Below are 22,480 nucleotides of genomic sequence, written 5' to 3'. Positions count from 1 at the left end.
CCTTTTGGTCAGGTTGGTGCCTGTCGACGAATGGCGATGGTGGAGGGGCCGGATGGGAGCCGTGATATCCATTCGCGCAGCGGCCGGCGCCCACCCTCCGTTGGCTTTCTCTCGCAGGCGGCAGTCGGTATCCTCGCCGCCATGAACAAGACCATGCCCCTCTGCCTGATCGCCGCCCTCGCGCAGAACCGCGTGATCGGCCGTGATAACCAACTGCCCTGGCACCTGCCGGCGGACCTCAAGCACTTCAAGGCCATGACCCTCGGCAAGCCGATCATCATGGGCCGCAAGACCTGGGACTCCCTCGGTCGCCCGCTGCCTGGCCGGCTCAATCTGGTGGTCAGCCGCCAGAGCGGACTGGTGCTGGAGGGAGCGGAAGTCTTCCCCAGCCTGGAATCCGCAATCGAGCGCGCTGCCGCCTGGGCGCGCGAGGAAGAGGCCGAGGAGCTGATGCTGATCGGCGGCGCCCAGCTCTACGCCGAGGGCTTGGCCCAGGCCGATCGTCTCTACCTGACCCGTGTGGAACTGGCCCCGGAAGGCGATGCTCACTTCCCTGAAGTGTCGCAGCAGGACTGGCGCCTGGCTTCCAGCATCGAGCACGAGGCGACGACCGACACGCCCGCCTATGCCTTCGAGGTGTGGGAGAGGCGTTGAGTCAACGCTGTCGAGGCAGGCTCAGTCCGTTTCGCCGCGCAGCAAGCGTAACAAGGCGTCTGCATCCATTCTGACGCTCAGCTCACCGCCCTCCAGCAAGCTGTCCGCCAGCTCGCGTTTCTTCCGGTGCAGGGCCACGATCTGCTCTTCGATGGTGTTTTCGGTCACCAGGCGGTAGATGGTCACCGGCCGCTGCTGGCCCATGCGGTGGGCACGGTCGCTGGCTTGGTCCTCAACGGCCGGGTTCCACCAGGGGTCGAGGTGGATCACATAGTCGGCCGCCGTCAGGTTCAAGCCACTGCCACCGGCCTTGAGACTGATGAGGAAGAGGTTGCCGTTGCCGGCCTGGAAGGCGTCGATGCGCTTCTGGCGCTCCATGGCGGGGGTGGAGCCATCCAGGTACTGGTAATGCATGCCATTCTGTTCGAGCCAGGCGCGAACGATCTCCAGATGGTCGACGAACTGGCTGAACACAAGCGCCTTGTGACCATTGTCCAGCAACTCGTCGGCAATTTCCGCGAAGGCTTGCAGCTTGCTCCCCGGTAGCGCGCTGCCGGGTACCGATAGCGAGGGATGGCAGCAGAAGCGTCGCAGGCGGGTGATCTCTGCGAGCACCTGCAGGGGGCGACTGGCGTTCGAGTAGAGCTGGCTGATGCTGTCCAGTGCCTGTTGGCGTAATGCCTCGTACAGGTGCGCCTCTTCTGTAGAGAGCGGCACCCGGTAGGTGATCTCGGTTCGGGGTGGAAGCTCGTCCAGTACCTGGCTCTTCAGGCGACGCAGGATGAAGGGTTGGATCAGGGTCCTGAGGGCCCTGCGTGCGGCTGCATCACCTTGTTCGATGGGGGTGGTGAAGCGCGCCGAGAAACTTTCCTGGCTACCGAGAAGGCCCGGGTTGATGAAGCGGAACAGGTTCCAGAGTTCGCCCAGATGGTTTTCCAGCGGGGTGCCGGTGGGGCAACCATGCGGAAATCCGCCTGCAGGGCCATGGCCGCCTGGGAGCGCTTGGTCTGGGCGTTCTTGATCGCTTGTGCCTCATCGAGCACCGCGCTGGTCCAGCGGCGCGCCGTGAAGGCGTCGCTATCCTGTTGCAGCAGGCCGTAGCTGACGATCACCAGGTCCATGGGACCGAGGTCTTCCAGGCTACGCGTCTCGTGGTAGAGGCGTGCTCTGAGGGTGGGGGCGAAGCGGGTACATTCCGCCCGCCAGTTGAGGGTCGCCGAGGTAGGGGCGACGACCAGCTGGGGGCCTTGTGCCGCTCGCTCAAGCAGTAGCGCCAGGATCTGGATGGTCTTGCCGTTGCGTTCGCCGAGCGGGTTGCGACTACCTTGGCCAGGGCGGAACCAGCCGCCTTCGGCCAGTGGCCGCACCAGCAACTGCAGGCGCAGTCCGGTTTCCAGCGGCAGCAGATGGGCATACAGCCGCGCATCCGCAGGCACCGTTTCCAGGTGAGCGGCCTGTTCCGGGATTTCGGAATGGATTGGCAGCAACGGCGCGATCGCGCCCATGGCCTCTATCAACTGCGCCTTGGCCGATAGCGGCATGCTCAGGCCAGTGCCGACGATAGCGGCGATCTGTCTCAGCTCCGGGCTGACCGGGTAGACGAGCACCCGGGTCGGGGTTTCCTTCTCGATCACCAGGTTGCTGTTGGCGACGAGGCTCTCAGGCGCAAGCCGCAGATGGATGCATTCACCTTCGACCTGCAGGTGCAGTCCGGGTTGTCCGGCCACCAGGTCAAGGCGGACATCGGGCCGGTCCATCCAGAACAGCGCCGGATGTCCCACCAGTGCGATCAGGGCCGAATCCGTGGGCAGCTCGTAGCGGTCGCTGTAGAGGATCGGGTAGGCGCGGCCGTAATTATTCTTCACGCCCGTTGCCAGCGTCTGCTTGAGCGCGACCCGGTGTCCGGGCTCGTAGGCGCCGATCAGGGCCAGGCAGTAGAGGTGATTGAGAATGGAGGGCAGGTCGAGTTTGCGCTTTCCGGTCTGCTTCCGCACGCCGGCGAGCCATTCCCTGGTGAGTTCCAGAGCGCGCTGAACGGTACCGCTCAACAAGCTGGTGATGACCTCGCGGAACAGGCTGTATTCATGCTCGCCAAGGGTTTCCAGGCGTTGGCAGTCGCCGCGCCCAGGCAGGCTTGCTTTCAGTGTCGCCAGCCAGCTCGCTGCATGAGGTGATTGCATGAGATGCAGCAGGACGCGGTTGCGCTGCTCGTGCGCCAGATTATAGAAGCGCCCCCGGGGAAGCTCTTCGTGGTAGCCCCAGCCCAGTTGCTCAAGGGTGTCCAGCAGGTCCGGCATGTGTTCGCTGGAAATCGGCCAGCCGCCAGCCGTCTTCACATTGCGCATCTGCAGCAGCTTGAGCAGAGCGGTCTTGCCTTTGCCGCCGAAGGCGGTGGCCAGCGCGTAGAGGAGTGCCTGACCGGCGTGCGGTAGGCAGTCGATGTCCAGCGTGGGGGTGTTCATGAGCAACCTGAAGCTTGAGTCCGGCGAGCATGGGCAGGCAGTTTGGAGCGGGTTTCAACGGGCCGGGCTCGCCTTGCGAGGCGATGCGCCGATGCCGGCGGCTCAGGGCAGGATGTCCAACAGCTCCGCGTTCACCCCGTGCGCTTGTAGATGGAGAAACCCCACCGATACCGGCAGCTTGAAGCGTCGCGGCCCGGCACTGCCGGGGTTGATGTGCAGCAGTCCATCACGCTCGACGATCAGTGGCTTGTGGGAATGCCCGGTGACCACGACGCTGAAGCCGCGCTCGGCCAGGTCGTCGGGGATATCCGCCTGGTCGTGCACCAGATAAATCCCGATCTCGCCCAGACAGAGCTCTTCGACCTCCTTGATCGCCTCCGCCCAGGCGTCGCGGTCATTGTTGCCGCGCACGGCGGTCAGCGGCGCCAGTTCGCGCAAGGCAGCGAGGATTTCCGGCTTGCCGATGTCGCCGCCGTGGAGGATGTGGTCGCAGCCCTGCAGCGCCGCCACGGCCTCGGGCCGCAACAGGCCGTGGGTATCGGAGATCAGGCCAATGCGCAGGGCTGTCATGTTCAGGGCCTCGTCGGGAAACGAGGCCCATTCTGCCACTTAGCGGGATTGCGTCGGGGTTTCCGGCAGGAACCAGTTGAGCAGCAGGGCGCAGAGGCCGCCAGTGGCGACGCCCGATTCGAGGATGTTGCGTAGCGCCGCCGGCATGTGCACGAGGAACTCCGGCACCTGGGACACGCCCAGGCCCAGGGCCAGGGACACGGCGATGATGAGCAGCGCGCGGCGGTCCAGGGTGGTGCCGGCGAGGATATTGATACCGGATGCGGCCACCGCGCCGAACATCACCATGGCGGCACCGCCCAGCACGGGTTCGGGGATGGCTTGGAGCACGCCGGCCACCGCCGGGAACAGGCCGAGCAGCACCAGCATCAGGGCGATCCACAGGCCGATATGGCGGCTGGCGATGCCGGTGAGCTGGATCACCCCGTTGTTCTGCGCAAAGACCGAACTGGGGAAGGTATTGAACAGGCCGGCCAGCAGCGAATTGGCGCCGTTGACCAGCACGCCGCCCTTGATCCGCCGCATCCACAGCGGGCCTTCCACCGGCTGGCGCGAGACCTTGCTGGTGGCGGTGACGTCGCCGATGGCTTCCAGGGAGGTCACCAGGTAGATCACCAGCATCGGCACGAACAGCGACCAGGAGAAGCCCAGGCCGAAGTGCAGCGGCACCGGCACCTGCACCAGCGGTGCCTCATGCAGGCTGCTGAAGTCCAGGCGGCCGAGCCAGGCGGCCAGGGCGTAGCCCACCAGCAGGGCGATGACGATGGCGCAGCTGCGCATCCACACCAATGGGATGCGGTTGAGCAGCAGGATCACGCCGAGCACGGTGCCGGACAGCAGCAGGTTCTCGCCGTTGGCGAAGCTGCCGTTGGCCATGGCGCCGAAGCCGCCACCCATGCTGATCAGGCCCACCTTGATCAGCGTCAGGCCGATCATCAGCACCACGATGCCGGTCACCAGTGGGTTGATCAGCCGCTTGATGAAGGGCAAGACGCGGGAGATGCCCATCTCCACGAAAGCGCCGGCCATCACCACGCCGAAGATCGCGGCCATCACGGCCTCCACCGGCGTGCCCTGCTTGACCATCAGCGCGCCGCCGGCGATCAGCGGGCCGACGAAGTTGAAGCTGGTGCCTTGGACGATCAGCAACCCGGCGCCGAACGGCCCAAAGCGCTTGCACTGGACGAAGGTAGCGATGCCCGAGACCACCAGGGACATGGAAACGATCAGGTTGGTATCCCGCGCCGACACGCCCAGCGCCTGGCAGATCAAGAGGCCGGGCGTGACGATGGGCACGATGATCGCCAGCAGGTGCTGCAGCGCGGCGAGCAGGGCGGCCAGCGGGCGCGGCTTGTCTTCCAGGCCGTAAAGCAGCTCGTTGCGAGCGTCGGGAACGGGAGGCTTTTCCAGTGAAGTCATGGTGATCGACCGCAAAAAAGCGGCGATTCTACCTGAGCTGCATGGAGGGAGGTTGGCCTTGGAATTGTGGGGGCGAATTCATTCGCCAAGGGCGGCGCAGCTGCCCCCTGGGATCTTGCAGGGCAGACCTGCGGCCTGCTTGGCGAATAAATTCGCTATGTCTGCGTTAGCTGTTGCGAAAGATTTACCATCGGGCAGGGCGCCCTGTAGGAGCTGGCTTGCCAGCGAAACGGGGCCATTCGCTGGCAAGCCAGCTCCCACGGGCAATGCAGCTACTAACGTAGACATAGCCAATGAATTCGCCCCATAAGGAAAAGAAAAAGCCCGGCGCGGGGGCCGGGCGTCTTCGTTGGCGGGGCTTACAGGTGGTCCAGCATCGCCTTGTTGCGCACCGCGCCCTTGTCGGCGCTGGTGGCCAGCAGGGCGTAGGCCTTGAGAGCGGTGGTCACCTTGCGCGCGCGCGGCGCGGCCGGTTTCCAGCCCTTCTTGTCCTGCGCGTGGCGGCGGTGGGACAGCTCTTCGTCGCTGACCAGCAGCTGGATGGTGCGGTTGTGGATGTCGATGTGGATCCGGTCGCCATCCTCCACCAGGCCGATGGCGCCGCCGGCGGCGGCTTCAGGCGAGGCGTGGCCGATGGACAGGCCCGAGGTGCCGCCGGAGAAGCGGCCGTCGGTGAGCAGGGCGCACTGCTTGCCCAGCCCTTTGGACTTCAGGTAGCTGGTGGGGTAGAGCATTTCCTGCATGCCTGGGCCGCCTTTCGGACCTTCGTAGCGGATGATCACCACGTCGCCGGCCTTCACTTCGTCGGCGAGGATGCCCTTCACCGCGGCGTCCTGGCTTTCGAAGATCTTCGCCGTGCCTTCGAACACATGGATGGACTCGTCCACGCCGGCGGTCTTCACCACGCAGCCGTCGAGGGCGATGTTGCCGTAGAGCACGGCCAGGCCGCCTTCCTGGGAGTAGGCGTGCTCGACGCTGCGGATGCAGCCTTCGGCGCGGTCGTCGTCGAGGGTCGGCCAGCGGGTGCTCTGGCTGAACGCGGTCTGGGTCGGGATGCCTGCCGGGCCGGCCTTGAAGAAGGTGTGTACGGCTTCGTCCTGGGTCTGGGTGATGTCCCACTGGGCGATGGCATCACTCATGCTGGGGCTGTGCACGGTAGGTACGTCGGTGTGCAGCAGGCCGCCACGGGCCAGCTCACCGAGGATGCTGAAGACGCCGCCGGCGCGGTGCACGTCTTCCATGTGGTACTTCTGGATGTTCGGCGCCACCTTGCACAGCTGCGGCACCTTGCGCGACAGCCGATCGATGTCGCGCAGGTCGAAGTCGATTTCCGCCTCCTGGGCGGCGGCCAGCAGGTGCAGGATGGTGTTGGTCGAGCCGCCCATGGCGATGTCCAGGGCCATGGCGTTCTCGAAGGCCTTGAAGCTGGCGACGTTGCGCGGCAGCACGCTGTCGTCGCCTTCGCCGTAGTAGCGCTGGCAGAGTTCCACGGCCAGGCGGCCGGCGCGCAGGAACAGCTGCTCGCGGTCGCTGTGGGTGGCCAGGGTGGAGCCGTTGCCCGGCAGGGACAGGCCGAGGGCCTCGGTCAGGCAATTCATCGAGTTGGCGGTGAACATGCCGGAGCAGGAGCCGCAGGTGGGGCAGGCGCTGCGCTCGTATTCGGCGACCTTCTCGTCGGAGCAGGAGTCGTCGGCGGCGGCGACCATGGCGTCCACCAGGTCCAGGCCGTGGTTGGCCAGTTTGGTCTTGCCGGCTTCCATCGGGCCGCCGGAGACGAAGACCACCGGGATGTTCAGGCGCAGGGCGGCCATCAGCATGCCGGGGGTGATCTTGTCGCAGTTGGAGATGCAGACGATGGCGTCGGCGCAGTGGGCGTTGACCATGTACTCCACGGAGTCGGCGATGATCTCGCGGCTCGGCAGGGAATAGAGCATGCCGTCGTGGCCCATGGCGATGCCGTCGTCGACGGCGATGGTGTTGAATTCCTTGGCCACGCCGCCGTGTTTCTCGATCTCGCGGGCGACCAACTGGCCCAGGTCCTTCAGGTGCACGTGGCCGGGCACGAACTGGGTGAAGGAGTTGGCGATGGCGATGATCGGCTTTTTGAAATCCTCGTCCTTCATCCCGGTGGCGCGCCACAGGGCACGGGCGCCGGCCATGTTGCGGCCGTGGGTGGAGGTTTTCGAACGGTAATCAGGCATGGCGGTTTCCTGCGGCTAATCAGGTATCGGTTGTAAGCGTATGGTGAGCGCCGCCTGTGCCGGTTGCAAACGGCAGTTGGCCGTGCGTTCGGAAGGGGCCGGAAGGCGGGGCGGGGTCACCGCTCGCTCGGCCGTGGCTCACTGGCCCGCCGGAGGATGGTTGGCGAGGAATGGCCCGATTCTACGCCGGGCCCGGCCGGCAGGGAAAGGCTGACGGTCGGGCCGGCGCAGCGGCCGGCCCGGTGCCGAGCAGAGGTGCTTAGCTGTTGGGCAGCAGGCGAACCGTCAGGCTCTTGATGTAGCGGGTTTCGGCAATGGCTGGGTGCACCGGGTGGTCGGGGCCCTGGCCGCCGCGTTCCAGCAGCTGGATGTTTCGGTCCAGGTGGCGGGCGCTGTTGAGGAGGATGTTCTGCAGGTCGTCTTCCGGCAGGTGCATGGAGCAGGAGGCGCTGACCAGGATGCCGTCCTTGTTCAGGAGGCGCATTGCCTGCTCGTTGAGGCGGCGGTAGGCGGCCTCGCCGTTCTTCAGGTCTTTCTTGCGCTTGATGAAGGCCGGCGGGTCGGCGACTACGACGTCGAAACGCTCCTCGGCGGCTTTGAGCTCTTTGAGGGCCTCGAAGACGTCGCCTTCCACGCAGGTGACCTGCTCGGCCACGCCGTTGAGGGTGGCGTTGCGCTCCACGCCATCGAGGGCGAAGCCGGAAGCATCGACGCAGAACACTTCGCTGGCACCGAAGGCTGCCGCCTGCACGCCCCAGCCGCCGATGTAGCTGAACAGGTCGAGCACGCGCTTGCCCTTGACGTAGGGGGCCAGGCGCGCGCGGTTCATGCGGTGGTCATAGAACCAGCCGGTCTTCTGGCCTTCCATTACCGGGGCCTCGAATTTCACGCCGTTCTCTTCCAGGGCGACCCACTCGGGCACCACGCCGAACGCGGTGTCCACGTAACGCTCCAGGCCTTCGGCCTCACGCGCGCTGGAGTCGTTCTTCCAGAGCACGCCGCGCGGCTTGAGGACTTGCACCAGGGCGTCGAGCACGGCGTCCTTGTTGCGCTCCATGGCAGCGGAGGCGAGCTGCACCACAAGGTGATCGCCGAAGCGGTCCACCACCAGGCCCGGCAGCAGGTCGGAGTCGCCATAGACCAGGCGATAGAAGGGTTTGTCGAAGAGGCGCTCGCGCAGGCTCAGGGCGACATTGATGCGGTGCACCAGCAGGGACTTGTCCAGGGTGTGCTTGATATCGCGGGACACCAGGCGCGCGCAGATCAGGTTGTTCGGCGAGAGCGCGACCACGCCCAGCGGCTTGCCGCCAGCGGCCTCGAGGATGGCCTGATCGCCAGGCTGGAAGAGGTTCAGCGGGGTGGCGACCACGTCCACTTCGTTGCTGTAGACCCACAGGTGGCCGGCGCGCAGGCGTCGATCGGCGTTGGCTTTGAGGCGCAGGCTGGGCAGGGACATGTGTCGCTCTCCGGAAAAAAGGCCAGGATTATACCCTAGCCCGCATGTGCTCCGGGGTCCGCCCGGCGGCGCTTCGGGGCACTTGGCACGATGGTCGGAAAATCGCCCGAAATCCCGCGCAACTGGCGGGTGCAACCGGGTAGACTGTCGACTCGGTCAACCTTCACTCCCCATCCCCCATCCCCCATGCCTCAAGAACTTTCCGCAGATCAGATCCGTCAGGTCCTGCAGGGCATAAGTGTGCCGCCGCAACCGCAGATCATGGTCGACCTGCAAATGGAGCAGGTCATGCCGTCGCCGGACCTCAAGTCAATCGCCCGCCTCATCAGCCAGGACCCTGGCCTGTCGGGCGCGTTGCTGAAGATCGTCAATTCGCCCTTCTTCGGCCTGACCAATCGCATCGCCTCGATCCAGCAAGCGGTCAACCTGCTTGGCTGCAACACCGTGATCAACCTGATCAACGCGCAGTCGATCAAGGGCGAGATGACCGATGAGACCATCGTCACGCTGAACCGCTTCTGGGATACCGCCCAGGACGTGGCCATGACGTGCCTGACCCTGGCCAAGCGCATCGGCTACCAGTCCGCCGACGAGGCCTACGCGCTTGGTCTGTTCCACAACTGCGGCATCCCGCTGATGCTCAAGCGCTTCCCCGACTACATGATGGTGCTGGAGGAGGCCTATGCCAGTGCAGGTCCGGAGCGCCGCGTGGTGGACACCGAGAATCGCCTGCTGAACACCAACCATGCGGTGGTCGGCTACTTCACCGCGCGGTCCTGGCGTTTGCCGGAGCATCTCTGCGAGGCGATCGCCAATCATCACAACGCGCTGTCCATCTTCACCGACGAGTCGGGGCGCGATGCGCCGCTCAAGACCTTGCTGGCGATCCTCAAGATGGCCGAGCACATCTGCGCGTCGCACCTGGTGCTGGGCAATCAGGCCGAGGATTACGAATGGATGAGCATCCGCTCCCAGGTGCTGGACTACGTGGGGTTGTCGGAGTACGACTTCGAGAATCTCAAGGAAAGCATCCGCGAGCTGGGCGCCCACTGATACCTGCCCATCGAGGCCCCCCGTCAGGTGTCGTAGCCCGGATGCAATCCGGGGGCGGTGTCTGGCGAGCTCCCGGATTTCATCCGGGCTACCGACCGAGAGCCGCAGTACGCATTCGAGATACGTCATGCCTGAATTACCCGAAGTCGAAACTACCCGCCGAGGCATCGCGCCCTTCCTCGAAGGCCAGCGCGTCAGCCGGGTGATCGTTCGTGAGCGTCGACTGCGCTGGCCGATTCCCGAGGACCTGGATGTGCGCCTGTCCGGCCAGCGCATCCTGCATGTGGAGCGCCGCGCCAAGTACCTGCTGCTTGAGGCCGAGGTCGGCACCCTGATCAGCCACCTGGGTATGTCCGGCAGCTTGCGCCTGGTGGAGGCCGGACTGGCTGCGGCCAAGCACGAGCATGTGGATATCGAGCTGGAATCGGGCATGGCCCTGCGCTACACCGATCCGCGTCGCTTTGGCGCGTTGCTCTGGAGCGACGATCCGCTGAACCACGAGCTGCTGCGCCATCTGGGCCCGGAGCCCCTGACCGATCTGTTCGACGGCGAGCGCCTGTTCCAGTTGTCCCGTGGCCGAAGCATGGCGGTGAAGCCCTTCATCATGGACAACGCAGTGGTGGTGGGCGTCGGCAACATCTACGCCAGCGAGGCGCTGTTCGCCGCCGGCATCGACCCGCGTCGCGAGGCCGGTTCCATCTCGCGGGCGCGCTACCTGACGCTGGCCGTGGAGATCAAACGCATCCTCGCCCAGGCCATCGAATGCGGTGGCACCACGCTGCGTGATTTCGTCGGCGGTGACGGCAAGCCGGGCTATTTCCAGCAGGAACTGTTCGTCTACGGCCGCGCGGGCGAATTCTGCAAGCGCTGCGGCTCGACCCTGCGGGAAATCCGTCTGGGCCAGCGTGCCAGCGTCTACTGTCCGCGTTGCCAACGCTAATCCCTCGCCGGGTCGGCAGACTCGGCGTCGAGCATTCCTGGAACAAGAAAGAAGTCTGTCCTATGTACGGTAACTACCTGCCCCGCAATCCCTTTGCCGAAACGATCGGCCGCGGCGTGCTGCGCCTGATGGGGTGGCGCATCGAAGGGCGCCTGCCGCCACTCGACAAGTTCGTGGTGATCGGCGCCCACCACACCTCCAACTGGGATTTCGTGATTTTCCTTGCGGTCAAGTTCGTGCTGCGGCTCAACGCGCGCTGGTTCGGCAAGCACACCATCTTCCGCTGGCCTTTCGCTGGATTGATGCAGCGTTGGGGCGGCGTGCCGATCCGCCGTCACCTCAAGCTGAACATGGTGGATCAGGCCGTAGAGCGTTTCCGTGAGAACCGCGAGTTCATGCTGGTGATCTCGCCGGAAGGCACTCGCAAGCGGGTCGATCGCTGGAAAATGGGCTTCTATCACATCGCCTGCGGCGCCGGAGTGCCTATAGTTCCGGCTGCGCTGGACTATGCCAACCGCCGGGTAGTGCTCGGCCAGCCGTTCTACCCCACGGGCGACGAGCAGGCCGATCTGCGCCAGTTGCTGGCCTTCTATGGTCCTTACGTGCCGAAAAAACCCGACTACGCTTTCAATGGCGATTGAAGGCCGTCACGCCGTCAATGCGCCATGCACTGTTATAGTTTTCCGCACACCCCTAGCTGAAGGATCGCCCGCATGAACCTGTTCCGCACATCCGCTGCTGTCCTGGCGCTGACCACTGGCCTGCTGGCGCTGCCGGCTAATGCGGAAGTGGTGCAGGAAAATACCAGCGGCGACCCCATGTACACCGTCAACGCGCCCAGCGGCTACAGCATGGCCGGCGATGTGATCATCGCCCGCCCGCTGCTGTTGGGGGCCACCATCATCGGTACCGGCCTGTTCATCATCAGCCTGCCGTTCTCCGCGCTGGGCGGGAACGTCGGTGAGGCTGCCCATGAGCTGGTGGTGGTGCCGGCAAAGGAAACCTTCGTGCGCTGCCTGGGCTGCACCATCAGTGGCTATAAGGCTGACTGACCCCTCGCTCTGGCATCATCGAGACGGCCCCTTTTCGGGGCCGTCGGCGTTTTCGGGCACCCTGCGGGTTGCCGGCCGGCCGCCGCATCGGGTAATAGCTGGGCCTCGTCTGGTGAAGGAATACCGTCCGTGAAGCACTACTCCCGTATTGTTCTGCTCGCCCTGTCCGCCATCGGCCTGGCCTTGAGCTTCTGGTTCAGCTCCGGCTGGCTGGAACTCTGCGCGGGCCTCGCGCTGTTCCTGTTCGGCATGCAGTGCCTCGAAGAAGGCTTGCGGCAGTTGGCCGGCGGCAAGCTGGAGCATCTCTTGGCGCGCAGCACGGCCACTTCCTTCAAGGGGTTGATGTTCGGCATCTGCGGCACCTTGCTGCTGCAATCCAGCACCCTGGTGTCGTTGCTCACCATCGCGTTCATCAGTGCGGGGCTGATCCAGTTGGCTGGCGGCATCGCGATTCTCTTCGGCGCGAACCTGGGCGCCACAAGCGGCATCTGGCTGCTCGCACTGGCCGGGCAGAATCTCAGCCTTAGTCCGATTGCGCTGCCCCTGCTGGTCTTCGGTGTGCTCGGCGGTTTCATGGGCGAAAAGAGCAAGGCGGCCGGACGCATTGTCCTCGGCATCGCCTTCATCTTTCTCGGCATCGACCAGATCAAGGAAGGCTTCTCCGCCTTCGGAGATGGCTTCGACCTCAGCGCCTACCAGGCCGACGGCCTGGTGGGCAGCTTGCTGTTCGCCCTGATCGGTCTGTTGATAACGGTTGTACTGCAGTCCAGCCACGCCACCCTGATGCTGACCCTGGCGGCCCTTGCCGGCGGCCAGCTGGATCTGGCCCAGGGCTTCGCCATCGCCATCGGCTCCAATGTCGGCAGCAGCGTCACCACGGCCTTCGTCGGCTCCCTTGGCGGCAACCGCAGTGGCCAGCGCCTGGCCTTGGCACACGTAACCTTCAACGTGGTCACCTGCACGCTGGCGTTCATCCTGCTCGGGCCGTTGAGCTGGCTGGTCGATCGGATTGCCGAGGCAACGGGCTTGGGCGACAACGAGCTGATCCAATTGGCGATGTTCCATAGCTTGATCAATGCCATGGGCGTGCTGCTGTTCTGGCCACTGCAGGAGCGCCTCGCCGGCTGGCTGGTGCACTGGTTGCCGGAGCGCGAAGAGCCGCAGGTGCTGATCACCGAGCTGGCTGCAGGACCGGAACAGCTGCCGCGCACCCAGGCTCGCTACCTCAATGAGCGTGCGCTGGATTCGGTGGACGCTGCCGCCAGCGCGGTGGTGCGCGAATTGCGCCACCTTGGTCGCCTGAGCCTGGAGGTGATCTGCCACGCGCTCTACCTGCCGGTGGACCAGTTGGCCCGTGCGCAGGTCGACGAAAGTCTGCTACGCGCGCGGCCGGAACGCTATCACCTGGATGCCGAAGCGCTCTATCAGCGGCATATCAAGGGCGTGTACGGCGATTTGCTGAGCTTCATGGGCCGGCTCGATCTGCCGCTCGACGAAGCACACCAGCAGTTCTGGGTCAGCTGCCAGTTGGCGGCGCTGCAACTGGTGGATGCGGTGAAGGATGCCAAGCACCTGCAGAAGAACCTCGGCCGCTACCTGGACCAGGACCCGTCACCCATCCGGGATGCCTACGTGGACCTGCGCCGCCACCTGCTGGCGATGCTCCACGAGCTGCGCGAGCTGGGCCGCTCCGACTTGCCCGAGGACGCCTGGAACGAGCGCTTGGGTTGGCTGGATGGGAGAGCTGCAGCCTTCGACGGCGCTTTCCGCACGCGCCTGTTCAATTCCGTGCGCAAGGGCGATCTGGACGGCTTGCAGACCAGTTCGCTGATGAATGACCTGGGCTACGCGAGTCGCATTTTCCAGAGCCTGCGCAACGTCTTGATGCTGGGTGAAGGGCAGTTGCTGTTCCGCGAGCTGCGGCGGCTGGATCAGGATGACGAATCGCTGATCGTGCTTGAGGGGAATTGTCCGTAGTCCGCAGGGTGCGCACGGCGCCTCCATACCCGCATGCATAGGGCCGCTGCGCGGCCCTTGGCGAATGAATTCGCCCCTACTTCATCTTCTCGATTTCAAGCGTTTCGGACAGGCCCAGGCCGCGGGGGTCGCTGGCGGCTTCAAGGCTGCCCTTGGCCTTGTTCCAGAACAGCACCTGCTGGTTGCCATAGTTGCGCTCAAGCGGTTTCAGGCTGTAGCCGCGAGCGCGCAGTTCGGCGCTTTCGCTGCTGCTGAAGGCGCCTGGCTCGTGCTCGATCTGGTCCGGCAGGTATTGGTGGTGGTAGCGCGCCACGGCTGGCCAGCGGCTCACCGGCTGGCCGTCGAGGTACTCCAGCACCGACAGCAGCACCATGCTGGGAATCCGACTGCCACCGGGCGTGCCGAAGGCGGCGAATTCCGATTCGCTTTCGATGAACGTAGGACTCATGGACGACAGCGGGCGCTTGCCCGAGCCGACAGCATTGGCCTGGCTGGCGGCAAGGCCGTAGGCGTTGGCGCCTTCGGGGTTGGCGGCGAAGTCGTCCATTTCGTCGTTCAGCAGCACACCGGTGCCGGGCACGGTGAAGGCGGCACCAAAGGGCAGGTTGATGGACAGGGTAGCGGCCACTGCGTTGCCGTCCTTGTCGATTACCGCGAAGTGCGTGGTGTGGTCACCCTCTCGCCACGGCGGTGATGGCGGCAGGCTGCTGCTCGGAGTGGCGCGGCGGGCATCGATACCCTTGGCGAGGCCTTTCAGGTAGCTGGCATCGAGCAGCCTGGCCTGCGGAATCGCAACGAAGTCCGGATCGCCGAGCAGGCCACGGTCGCGGTAGGCACGGCGCAGCACCTCCACCACGTAGTGGGTGCGCTGTACGCGATCGGCCTTGCGCCAGGGCAGTTCCTGCAGCATGGCCAGGCTCTGGGCTAGGGCGATGCCGCCGGCCGAAGGCGGCGGGGCACCGATCAGTTCACGGCCATCGGCAAGGCGGAAGCGGATCGGCTCTCGCTCCACAGTCTTGTACTCGGCCAGGTCGCGAAGGCTCCAGATGCCGCCAGCAGCGTTCACGCCCTGCACCAACCTCTCGGCGGTGGGGCCGCTGTAGAAGCCGGCCTTGCCATAACGGGCCATGCGCTCGAGGGTGTTACCCAGCTCCGGCTGGCGCAGCAGGCTGAACTCCTCCGGAATTTCACCCTTGTGGTCGAGGAACAGGCGCGTCGTCTCCCGGTCGTCGCGCATGGACGACAGCCGCCAGGAGGCGCGTTCGCGGTAGATGCGATCCACCGAGATGCCGTCACGAGCCAGGCGGATGGCCGGCGTCAGGCTGTCGGCCAGTGGCAGGCGGCCGTAGCGGCTGGCGAGGTCGACAAGGGCGGCAGGCAGGCCGGGAATGGCGGCGGCCAGCGGGCCGTCCAGGGACAGCGCCGGATCGACCTTGCCGTCGCGGACATACAGGCGCGCGTTGGCAGCCAGCGGCGCACGCTCGCGGGCATCGAGGAAACGGTACGCGGGTTTGTCACCACCCTGGCGGAGCAGAAAGAATCCGCCGCCGCCCAGACCGGAGCCGTAAGGTTCGGCGACTGCCAGTGCGGCGCTGATGGCCACTGCGGCATCGAAGGCGTTGCCGCCCTGAGCCAGGGTTTCCAGGCCGGCCACAGTGGCGGACGGATTGGGCGTGGCGACGGCCGCGCGGCCCGGCTCGGAGGCCTGGGAAACGCTCGAGAACAGCAGCAGCGTCGCGAGCAGTGCGCCACGGTAGGCGCCGCGTACCGGGCGGCCCATGGGTCAGGCCTTGCCGGTGAGCTTCAGGTACTTCTGCATCAGCTCATCCTTGCTTTCGACATGGGTTTCGTCGAGGGGAATGCAGTCGACGGGGCAAACCTGCTGGCATTGGGGCTCGTCGTAGTGGCCGACGCACTCGGTGCACAGGTTGGGGTCGATTATGTAGATCTCTTCGCCCTGGGAAATCGCGCCGTTCGGGCACTCTGGCTCGCAGACGTCGCAGTTGATGCAGTCGTCGGTGATCTTGAGGGACATGGGAACAACTCCTGCCGTCGCCAGACAGCGGCGGCCTTGAACAGAAAATAGCGGAATTGTGCCGGATTGCCGTGATCGGCGCACGCGCCGATCGCCATGGTTCAGGGCCGGCGCTGGCGAGCCTTCAGTATCAGCGCTTGAAACGCTCGGCCAATGCCGCAGCGACAGCCGGATGGACGAACTTGCTGATGTCACCACCCAGGGCCGCTATTTCACGTACCAGGGTGGAGGAAATGAAGGAGTACCTTTCCGACGGAGTGAGGAACATGCTCTCCACGTCCGGCGCTAGTTGGCGGTTCATGTTGGCCAGCTGGAACTCGTACTCGAAGTCGGAGACCGCGCGCAGGCCGCGGAGGAAGACATTCGCATTCTGCTCCTTGACGAAGTGCGCCAGCAGGGTGGAAAAGCCCACTACCTCGACGTTCGGCAGGTGCTTGGTGACTTCGCGGGCCAGTTCTACGCGCTGCTCCAGGCTGAACAGCGGATTCTTCTTCGGGCTCGCGGCTACGGCGATGATCACGGTATCGAACAGACGCGAGGCGCGTTCGATCAGATCGCCGTGACCCTTGGTGATAGGGTCGAAAGTGCCCGGATACAACACTCGGTTCATCGCGACGTCCTGGCAGGGGACCGAAAGGGAATCGGATGGTAGCGCAGCGAATCACTGCGGCCAAGAAGTGCGCTCATCCACTCGCCGCCGGCCTGCGTACCAGCCACAGCACGATGGCCAACACCAGGCAGACCAGTGCTACCCAGTCGGCGATCACCACCTTGTGCAGCGCGGTGTTGTAGCCCGGCGTGAGCCAGGCCAGCAGCAGGAACGACAGTACGCTAATCATCCCGCCCAACATGGCGGCCGGTTGCAGCGCCGGACGAAAGGCTGCCGAGGCCAGCAGTGCGCCGAGCAGCCCGAACAGCACCGCGCGGTGGCGCATCAGGATCAGCAGGTTCGGTTCGCTGAAGGACAGGCCATAGAGCGCCGCGAGCCGTTCGGCGCCGAGCAGGCCGCTGACCGGCAGCAGGTGGATGATGCCTGCGACGATCAGCAGGCCGGAGATGAGCTTGTCCATGGTTTCGTCCTTGAGCAGTGATGCATCAAGTCTTGCTCATCCGCTCCGCCAGTGCACTGGCGAGCTTGGCCGTGAGGCCGTAGACCGACAGCTGCGGGTTGGCGCCGATGCTGGTGGGGAACAGCGAGCCGTCGTGGATCGACAGGTTGGCCAGTTGATGGTGCCGGCCCAGGCTGTCGGTGACCGCCTGCTTCGGGTCCTCGCCCATGGCGCAGCCGCCCATCACGTGGGCGCTACCCAGGCGTGCGCGGTAGAGCTCCATCGACAGGCCGTCGATCAGGTTGCGTGCTTCGTCCAGGGTTTTCACGTAGTCGGCGTCGTTGTGCATCGGCAGCACGGCTCGGGCGCCTGCTGCAAACTGGATTTCGGCCATGGTGTGGTAGGCCCGGCGGATGCCGTCCCAGGTGTAGTCGGTCATGCGGTAGTCGAGCACCGGGCTGCCGTCTCCGCGCAGCTCTACCGAACCCTCGGCGCTGTCCGGGTGGAAGCCGTCGCGCATCAGCGCCAGCATCACGTTGGTATGCGGCAGCTGCTCCATGCGCAGGGCGTTGTCGATGCCGCATCGTCCCAGCAAGGTGGTGGTGAGCGCGGGCTGCAGCGGCGGCACTTCCAGCTTGTAGGACATGCGCCCGGTGGCGCCGTCGTCCCACTGGAAGTGATCGGAGTAGATGGACTGGGGCGCGCCGTAGAAGGGGTTGATCACCCGGTCGAACTGCGCGGCGGAGAAGTTCACTACATGCAGGAAGGTGCGCTTGCCGGTGCGGCCGTGCGGGTCCGGCGCGTTGGAGCGCAGGAGCAGGCCGGGGGTGTTGATGCCGCCACCGGATAGCACGTAATGGCGCGCCTTGACCGTGATTTTGCGGCCATTGGGTGCCACGCAACGGTCGTCCAGGCCGAGGCACTCGATGCCGGTGACTTTGTCGCCCTCCATCAACAGCTTGTCGGCGCGGGCCAGATAAAGCAGCTCGCCGCCCTTTTCCAGTGTGGCGGGAATGGTGGTGACCAGCATCGACTGCTTGGCGTTGGTCGGGCAGCCCATGCCGCAGTACCCGAGGTTCCAGCAGCCGCGCACGTTGCGCGGGATGACCTTCCAGTGCAGCCCGAGTTTTTCGCAGCCCAGGCGGATCACGTCGTTGTTCGGGTTCGGCGGGATGGCCCAGGGCGCAACGCCGAGGCGCTTTTCCATCTTCTCGAACCAGGGGGCCATCTCGGCCACCGACAGGCCCTTGACCCCGTGCTCGCGCGCCCAGTGCTCCAGCGTCGGATCGGGGGTGCGAAAGCTGGAGGTCCAGTTCACCAGGGTGGTTCCGCCCACTGCGCGGCCCTGGAGGATGGTGATGGCGCCATCCTTGGTCATGCGGCCGATGCCTTCCTGGTAGAGGCTCGGGTAGGCCTCGGCTTCCTGCATCTTGAAGTCGGAACTGGTCTTCAGCGGGCCTTCCTCGATCAGCAGCACCTTGAAACCGGCTGCGCTGAGGATTTCCGCCGTAGTGCCGCCACCGGCGCCGCTGCCGACGATGGCGACATCGGCTTCCAGGGTCAGGTCTTGTTCCAGGCGTGAGCCGTTGTGGGTTTTCCAGCCACGGGCCAGGCCCTCGGCGAACAGATCGGGTACAGGCATGTCAGGGTCTCGGGCGAGTTCTTGTCGTTATGGGGGATCAGATGGCGGGCGGCCCTGGGTAACCGCAGTGCACCCAGGATTCCGGGCGGCCGTACCAGGCCATCATCACCAGTTGCAGCAGGGACGCGTGGCCCATTCTCAGAAGGCCGAAGGAGCTGTTTTCCCAGCGCGTGAGGAAGTCGCGAATGTCCTGGGCACTGGCTTTCTCCCAACTGCCCCAGACGCCGGTCAGTGGGCCGCGGGTGACCGGCAGGGCCAGTACGTCGAAGAGCTGCTGGGTCAGTTTGAGCATTTCCGGCGACAAACGGTGCAGGGCGTAGTCGAGGCTCTGCAGGGTGCCGTCCACGGCCTGGACCATCTTCTCGGCGGGCACGGCGCCCTCGAGCATGACCGGGACCTGCGCGCGAAGGAAGGGCAGGTCGGATTCACGCAGCACGGCGAAGCCGCCCGCCGGCACGCTGGCCGAACAGCCGGTGAGGCTCGCGGTGACCCCGGCGGTGGCGAGGAAGGCCGAGCCGAACAGGCCGACCTTGAGCAGGTTGCGCCGGGACAGGCCCGGCACGTCGAGGGTGGTTTCGCTCATTCTTGTCATCTGCCTGCGAAAGCCCGGCTCAGCGGACGAAGAGTTTGTAGACCAGCTTCTGGATGGCCTTGCCGTAAGGCGGGTAAATCAACTTCGCGGCATTGAAGCGCTGCTTGATGAATACGCCCTTGGCCTTGCTGAAGGTCAGGAAGCCTTCATGGCCATGATAGTGGCCCATGCCGGAGGGGCCGATCCCGCCGAAGGGCATGTCGTCCTGGGCCACGTGCAGCAGGGTGTCGTTCAGGCACACGCCGCCGGAATGGGTCTCGTGCAGCACGCGCTGCTGTTCCGACTTGCCGTAGCCGAAGTAGTAGAGGGCCAGTGGGCGCGGGCGGTCGTTGATATAGGCGAAGGCGTCTTCGATACGGCGGTAAGGGACGACAGGCAGCAAGGGGCCGAAGATTTCCTCTTGCATCAGCTTCATGTCGTCGGTGGCGTTCAGCACCAGGGTGGCGGGCAGGCGGCGGCCCTGGGATTCGGGGAACAGCGGCACCAGGCGCGCGCCCTTGGCTTCTGCGTCGCTCAGGTAGCCTTTGAGGCGGCCCAACTGGCGCTCGTTGATGATGGCGGTGTAGTCGGGGTTGTCGCTCAACTGCGGGTAGAAGCCCTGCACCGCCTGGCGATAGGCCTCGACGAAGCCCTCGACGCGGTCTTCCGGCACCAGCACGTAGTCCGGCGCCACGCAAGTCTGGCCGGCGTTCATGGTCTTGCCGAACGCGATGCGCTCGGCGGCATCGGCCAGGGGCACGTCGGCGGAGACGATGGCCGGTGACTTGCCGCCCAGCTCCAGGGTGACGGGGGTCAGGTTCTCGGCGGCGGCGCGCATCACATGCTTGCCGATGCTGGTGGCACCGGTGAACAGCAGGTGGTCGAAGGGCAGTCGGGAGAAGGCCACGCCGACTTCGGCCTCACCCAGCGCCACGGCCACCAGGTCCTCGGGGAAGATGCGCGCCAGCAGGTCCTTGACCAACTGGGAGGTGACCGGGGTGGATTCGCTCATCTTGATCATCACCCGGTTGCCGGCTGCCAGGGCGCCCACCAGCGGTCCGATGGCCAGGTACAGCGGGTAGTTCCAGGGCACGATCACGCCGACCACACCAAGCGGCTGGTACACGACCTTGGCCGATGCTGGCTGGAAGGCCAGGCCGACGCCGCGGCGGGAAGGCTTCATCCACTTCTTCAGACGCTTGGCGGCATAGTGGATGCCATGAAGGCTGGGCATGATCTCGGCCAGCAGGGTCTCGTTGGCCGAGCGGTTGCTGAAATCCTGAGAAATCGCGTCGATCAGAGCCTGTTTTTCGGCGAGCAGCAGATCACGAAGGGCGTTGAGCCACTGGATGCGTTGGTCTGCGCTGGGCATGGGGTTCGCGCGGAAAGCCTCGCGCTGGCGCTGGAAGAGGGTTTCCAGCTGGCTGATCTGCTGCTGGCTCTGTTGCAGGTAGGCGATGTCGGCGACCATGGCGCGGTTCCTCGGGGGTTCCGGAAGTGTTCGAATCCACTGGGTGGATACGAAGCGGCTCTGTTGTTGTAGTGTCGCTGGTTTTTAGAGCAATTGCTCTAAAGTGTCAAATAGCTTGCCTGCCGGACTGCCCGGCGGCAGCCCAACGAAAAGCTGGGCGGGGTGGATGCGGGTAACACCGGGTGTTTCCCAGCGCTTGGGCGGTGTACCTTTGGCGCACGCCGTGCCCCACCGATTGCAGGAAGATTCACCCGATGGCCCCAAGACCCAAGACCCGCGACCGTATCGTTCTGGAGAGCCTCGCGCTGTTCAATACCCAGGGCGAGCGCAATGTGACCACCAACCACATCGCTGCACATCTGGGCATGTCGCCGGGCAACCTGTATTACCACTTCCGCAACAAGCAGGAGATCATCGCCGAGCTGTTCGATCACTACGAAGCACGGGTGGACAGCTTTCTTCGCCTTCCGGAGGGGCGCGAGGTATCGGTAGAGGACAAGACCTTTTACTTGGAATCCCTGTTGGCGGCCATGTGGGACTTCCGCTTCCTGCACCGCGACCTGGAACACTTGCTGGAGTCGGATGCGGAGCTCGCCGCGCGCTACCGCCTGTTCGCCCAACGCTGCCTGGACCACGCCCAGGCCATCTACCGGGGGTTCGTCGCTGCCGGCATCCTCTTGATGAACCCCGCGCAGGTCGAAGCCCTGACTCTCAATAGCTGGATCATCGTCACCTCCTGGGTGCGTTTCCTCTGTACAACGCGGGGCAATTCCGCCGATCTCAGCCAGGAACTGCTGCGCCGCGGCATCTACCAGGTGCTGGCGCTGGAAGGTGGCTACCTCGCGCCCGAGGCGCGGCCGGCGGTCAAGGCGCTTTACGAAAAGCTATACGTGCCGCTGGAGCAGGTTGTTCCAAACTAGCGGCAGCTCCCCAACCAATCTGGAATCCGTCGCTCCAGATAGTAGGCGGGTTTCTGCGGCGATCCTTCGACGAAGCCCACATGCCCGCCGCGCGAATGCAGCTCCATGCGGGTGGTGGCCGAAAGTTCGTGGGCGTCCGGCAGGCTGTGGCGGAAGACGAAGGGGTCGTCGGAGGACTGGATCAGCAGCGTGGGGATGCGGATACCACCCAGATAAAAGCGGCTGGAGGCGCGGCGGTAGTAGTCGTGGGCGTCGTTGTAGCCGTGCAGCGGCGCGGTGATGCGACCGTCGAAGTCCCAGAAGGTGCGCATGCCCTCCAGTGGGCCAAGGCGTTCCAGGGTGGACAGATGCTCGGCCTGACCCTGGTGGGCGAACAAACGCTGCTTGCTCTTCACGTAGGCCACCATCTCGCGCATGAAATGCGCCTGGTAGACCCGTGAAAAACCCAGGGCGATGCGGTCGGCGCACTGGTCCAGGCGGTACGGCACCGATACTGCTACTGCTGCTTGCAGGCCACAGTCGTTGCCGGTTTCCCCTAGGTGTTTGAGTAGTACGTTGCCCCCTAGCGAATAGCCCACTGCGTAGAGCGGTGCCAGCGGCCGGCTGGCGCGCAGGTGCCGAACCGTGGTCGCCAAGTCCTCGCTGACGCCCGAGTGGTAACCGCGGGGCAGCAGGTTGGGCTCGCCCGAGCATCCGCGCCAGTTGATGGCCACGCTGGCCCAGCCACGGGTGGCCAGTTCTCGCTGCAGGCCAAGCACGTAGAGCGAGTTGGACGAGCCGGTCAGCCCATGCAGGACCAGCACCAGGGGGGCATCGGCTTCATGGGGGCCGTACCAGTCCAAGTCGAGGAAGTCGCCGTCCTCCAGCCACAGTCGCTCGCGTTGCCGCTCCAGGTGGGGTGGTGTGCGACAGAACGGCGACCAGAGGGTCTGCAGGTGCGGACCGGGCAACCACCAGGCGGGCTGGAAGCTGGTGCGGTTGGTGACTGGGGTATGGAACGAGTTCATC

The 22,480-nt window shown here is 65.1% G+C and carries 21 protein-coding genes; 7 read left to right on the top strand and 14 right to left on the bottom strand.

What is annotated here, in order from left to right:
• Positions 1 to 153 precede the first annotated feature (153 nt).
• Positions 154 to 654 (top strand): dihydrofolate reductase, encoded by a 501-nt coding sequence (locus AAHM40_RS13380; protein WP_342245074.1) that lies wholly within the window; start codon positions 154 to 156, stop codon positions 652 to 654.
• Positions 655 to 675: 21 nt separating this feature from the next.
• Here the strand turns inward: AAHM40_RS13380 and AAHM40_RS13375 are convergent, their stop codons facing one another.
• The 6 genes from AAHM40_RS13375 to AAHM40_RS13350 form a co-directional block, all read right to left on the bottom strand.
• Positions 676 to 1,551 (bottom strand): DEAD/DEAH box helicase, encoded by an 876-nt coding sequence (locus AAHM40_RS13375; protein ID WP_342245110.1) that lies wholly within the window; start codon positions 1,549 to 1,551, stop codon positions 676 to 678.
• Positions 1,449 to 3,116, bottom strand: coding sequence for an SNF2-related protein (locus AAHM40_RS13370; RefSeq protein WP_342245073.1), 1,668 nt, complete (start codon positions 3,114 to 3,116; stop codon positions 1,449 to 1,451). Before AAHM40_RS13370 ends, AAHM40_RS13375 begins: the two co-directional genes overlap by 103 nt.
• A 102-nt stretch (positions 3,117 to 3,218) precedes the next feature.
• Positions 3,219 to 3,686 carry a metallophosphoesterase family protein gene (locus AAHM40_RS13365; RefSeq protein ID WP_446731568.1) on the bottom strand — a complete coding sequence of 156 codons (468 nt, stop codon included), beginning with the start codon at positions 3,684 to 3,686 and terminating at the stop codon, positions 3,219 to 3,221.
• Positions 3,687 to 3,725: 39 nt separating this feature from the next.
• Positions 3,726 to 5,105: a nucleobase:cation symporter-2 family protein gene (locus tag AAHM40_RS13360; protein ID WP_342245072.1), complete on the bottom strand. Its 1,380-nt coding sequence runs from the start codon at positions 5,103 to 5,105 to the stop codon at positions 3,726 to 3,728.
• 359 nt (positions 5,106 to 5,464) lie between these two features.
• A complete protein-coding gene (gene ilvD / locus AAHM40_RS13355; RefSeq protein WP_342245071.1) occupies positions 5,465 to 7,306 on the bottom strand; it encodes a dihydroxy-acid dehydratase in 1,842 nt (613 codons plus the stop codon).
• A gap of 259 nt (positions 7,307 to 7,565) precedes the next feature.
• Positions 7,566 to 8,762, bottom strand: coding sequence for a class I SAM-dependent rRNA methyltransferase (locus AAHM40_RS13350; RefSeq protein ID WP_342245070.1), 1,197 nt, complete (start codon positions 8,760 to 8,762; stop codon positions 7,566 to 7,568).
• 240 nt (positions 8,763 to 9,002) lie between these two features.
• On the opposite strand from AAHM40_RS13350, the gene AAHM40_RS13345 reads away from it, so the two are divergent.
• The 5 genes from AAHM40_RS13345 (at position 9,003) to AAHM40_RS13325 (ending at position 13,784) form a co-directional block, all read left to right on the top strand.
• On the top strand, positions 9,003 to 9,815 hold the full coding sequence (locus AAHM40_RS13345; protein ID WP_342245108.1) for an HDOD domain-containing protein: 813 nt from the start codon (positions 9,003 to 9,005) through the stop codon (positions 9,813 to 9,815).
• A gap of 127 nt (positions 9,816 to 9,942) precedes the next feature.
• Positions 9,943 to 10,755 carry a bifunctional DNA-formamidopyrimidine glycosylase/DNA-(apurinic or apyrimidinic site) lyase gene (mutM, locus tag AAHM40_RS13340; protein WP_137822331.1) on the top strand — a complete coding sequence of 271 codons (813 nt, stop codon included), beginning with the start codon at positions 9,943 to 9,945 and terminating at the stop codon, positions 10,753 to 10,755.
• A gap of 62 nt (positions 10,756 to 10,817) precedes the next feature.
• Positions 10,818 to 11,396, top strand: coding sequence for a lysophospholipid acyltransferase family protein (locus AAHM40_RS13335; protein ID WP_342245069.1), 579 nt, complete (start codon positions 10,818 to 10,820; stop codon positions 11,394 to 11,396).
• A gap of 72 nt (positions 11,397 to 11,468) precedes the next feature.
• The gene (locus tag AAHM40_RS13330; RefSeq protein WP_342245068.1) at positions 11,469 to 11,807 is read left to right on the top strand and encodes a multidrug transporter; all 339 of its coding nucleotides are present in this window, start codon (positions 11,469 to 11,471) and stop codon (positions 11,805 to 11,807) included.
• 129 nt (positions 11,808 to 11,936) lie between these two features.
• Positions 11,937 to 13,784 (top strand): Na/Pi cotransporter family protein, encoded by a 1,848-nt coding sequence (locus AAHM40_RS13325; protein ID WP_342245067.1) that lies wholly within the window; start codon positions 11,937 to 11,939, stop codon positions 13,782 to 13,784.
• A 76-nt stretch (positions 13,785 to 13,860) separates the two neighbouring features.
• Here the strand turns inward: AAHM40_RS13325 and ggt are convergent, their stop codons facing one another.
• The 7 genes from ggt to AAHM40_RS13290 all read right to left on the bottom strand — a co-directional run bounded on the left by ggt (position 13,861) and on the right by AAHM40_RS13290 (position 20,552).
• Positions 13,861 to 15,564: a gamma-glutamyltransferase gene (gene ggt / locus AAHM40_RS13320; RefSeq protein ID WP_342245066.1), complete on the bottom strand. Its 1,704-nt coding sequence runs from the start codon at positions 15,562 to 15,564 to the stop codon at positions 13,861 to 13,863.
• A 3-nt stretch (positions 15,565 to 15,567) separates the two neighbouring features.
• Positions 15,568 to 15,819, bottom strand: a complete 252-nt coding sequence (locus tag AAHM40_RS13315; RefSeq protein ID WP_342245065.1) for a YfhL family 4Fe-4S dicluster ferredoxin — start codon at positions 15,817 to 15,819, stop codon at positions 15,568 to 15,570.
• A 130-nt stretch (positions 15,820 to 15,949) separates the two neighbouring features.
• A complete protein-coding gene (gene coaD / locus AAHM40_RS13310) occupies positions 15,950 to 16,429 on the bottom strand; it encodes a pantetheine-phosphate adenylyltransferase (RefSeq protein ID WP_028629060.1) in 480 nt (159 codons plus the stop codon).
• Between the two features lie 73 nt (positions 16,430 to 16,502).
• Positions 16,503 to 16,889, bottom strand: coding sequence for a phosphopantetheine adenylyltransferase (locus tag AAHM40_RS13305; protein ID WP_342245064.1), 387 nt, complete (start codon positions 16,887 to 16,889; stop codon positions 16,503 to 16,505).
• 25 nt (positions 16,890 to 16,914) lie between these two features.
• The gene (locus tag AAHM40_RS13300) at positions 16,915 to 18,510 is read right to left on the bottom strand and encodes a GMC family oxidoreductase (RefSeq protein WP_342245063.1); all 1,596 of its coding nucleotides are present in this window, start codon (positions 18,508 to 18,510) and stop codon (positions 16,915 to 16,917) included.
• Between the two features lie 37 nt (positions 18,511 to 18,547).
• Positions 18,548 to 19,093 (bottom strand): twin-arginine translocation pathway signal protein, encoded by a 546-nt coding sequence (locus AAHM40_RS13295; RefSeq protein ID WP_342245062.1) that lies wholly within the window; start codon positions 19,091 to 19,093, stop codon positions 18,548 to 18,550.
• A gap of 28 nt (positions 19,094 to 19,121) precedes the next feature.
• Positions 19,122 to 20,552, bottom strand: a complete 1,431-nt coding sequence (locus tag AAHM40_RS13290) for a coniferyl aldehyde dehydrogenase (RefSeq protein ID WP_342245061.1) — start codon at positions 20,550 to 20,552, stop codon at positions 19,122 to 19,124.
• 254 nt (positions 20,553 to 20,806) lie between these two features.
• Between AAHM40_RS13290 and AAHM40_RS13285 the strand changes: the two genes are divergently transcribed.
• Entirely contained in the window at positions 20,807 to 21,472 is a 666-nt protein-coding gene (locus AAHM40_RS13285; protein WP_342245060.1) for a TetR/AcrR family transcriptional regulator, read from the top strand.
• Here AAHM40_RS13285 and AAHM40_RS13280 read toward each other — a convergent pair.
• A complete protein-coding gene (locus AAHM40_RS13280) occupies positions 21,469 to 22,479 on the bottom strand; it encodes a hydrolase (RefSeq protein WP_342245059.1) in 1,011 nt (336 codons plus the stop codon). The two genes, AAHM40_RS13285 and AAHM40_RS13280, sit on opposite strands and share 4 nt — an antisense overlap.
• Between the last annotated feature and the right edge of the window lies 1 nt (position 22,480).

Origin of the sequence: Pseudomonas sp. OTU5201 (genome assembly GCF_038440135.1) — a bacterium.
Lineage (GTDB): Bacteria > Pseudomonadota > Gammaproteobacteria > Pseudomonadales > Pseudomonadaceae > Metapseudomonas > Metapseudomonas resinovorans.
Note: the sequence above shows the minus strand (reverse complement) of the source record. Positions and strands in the feature narration are given on the sequence as shown.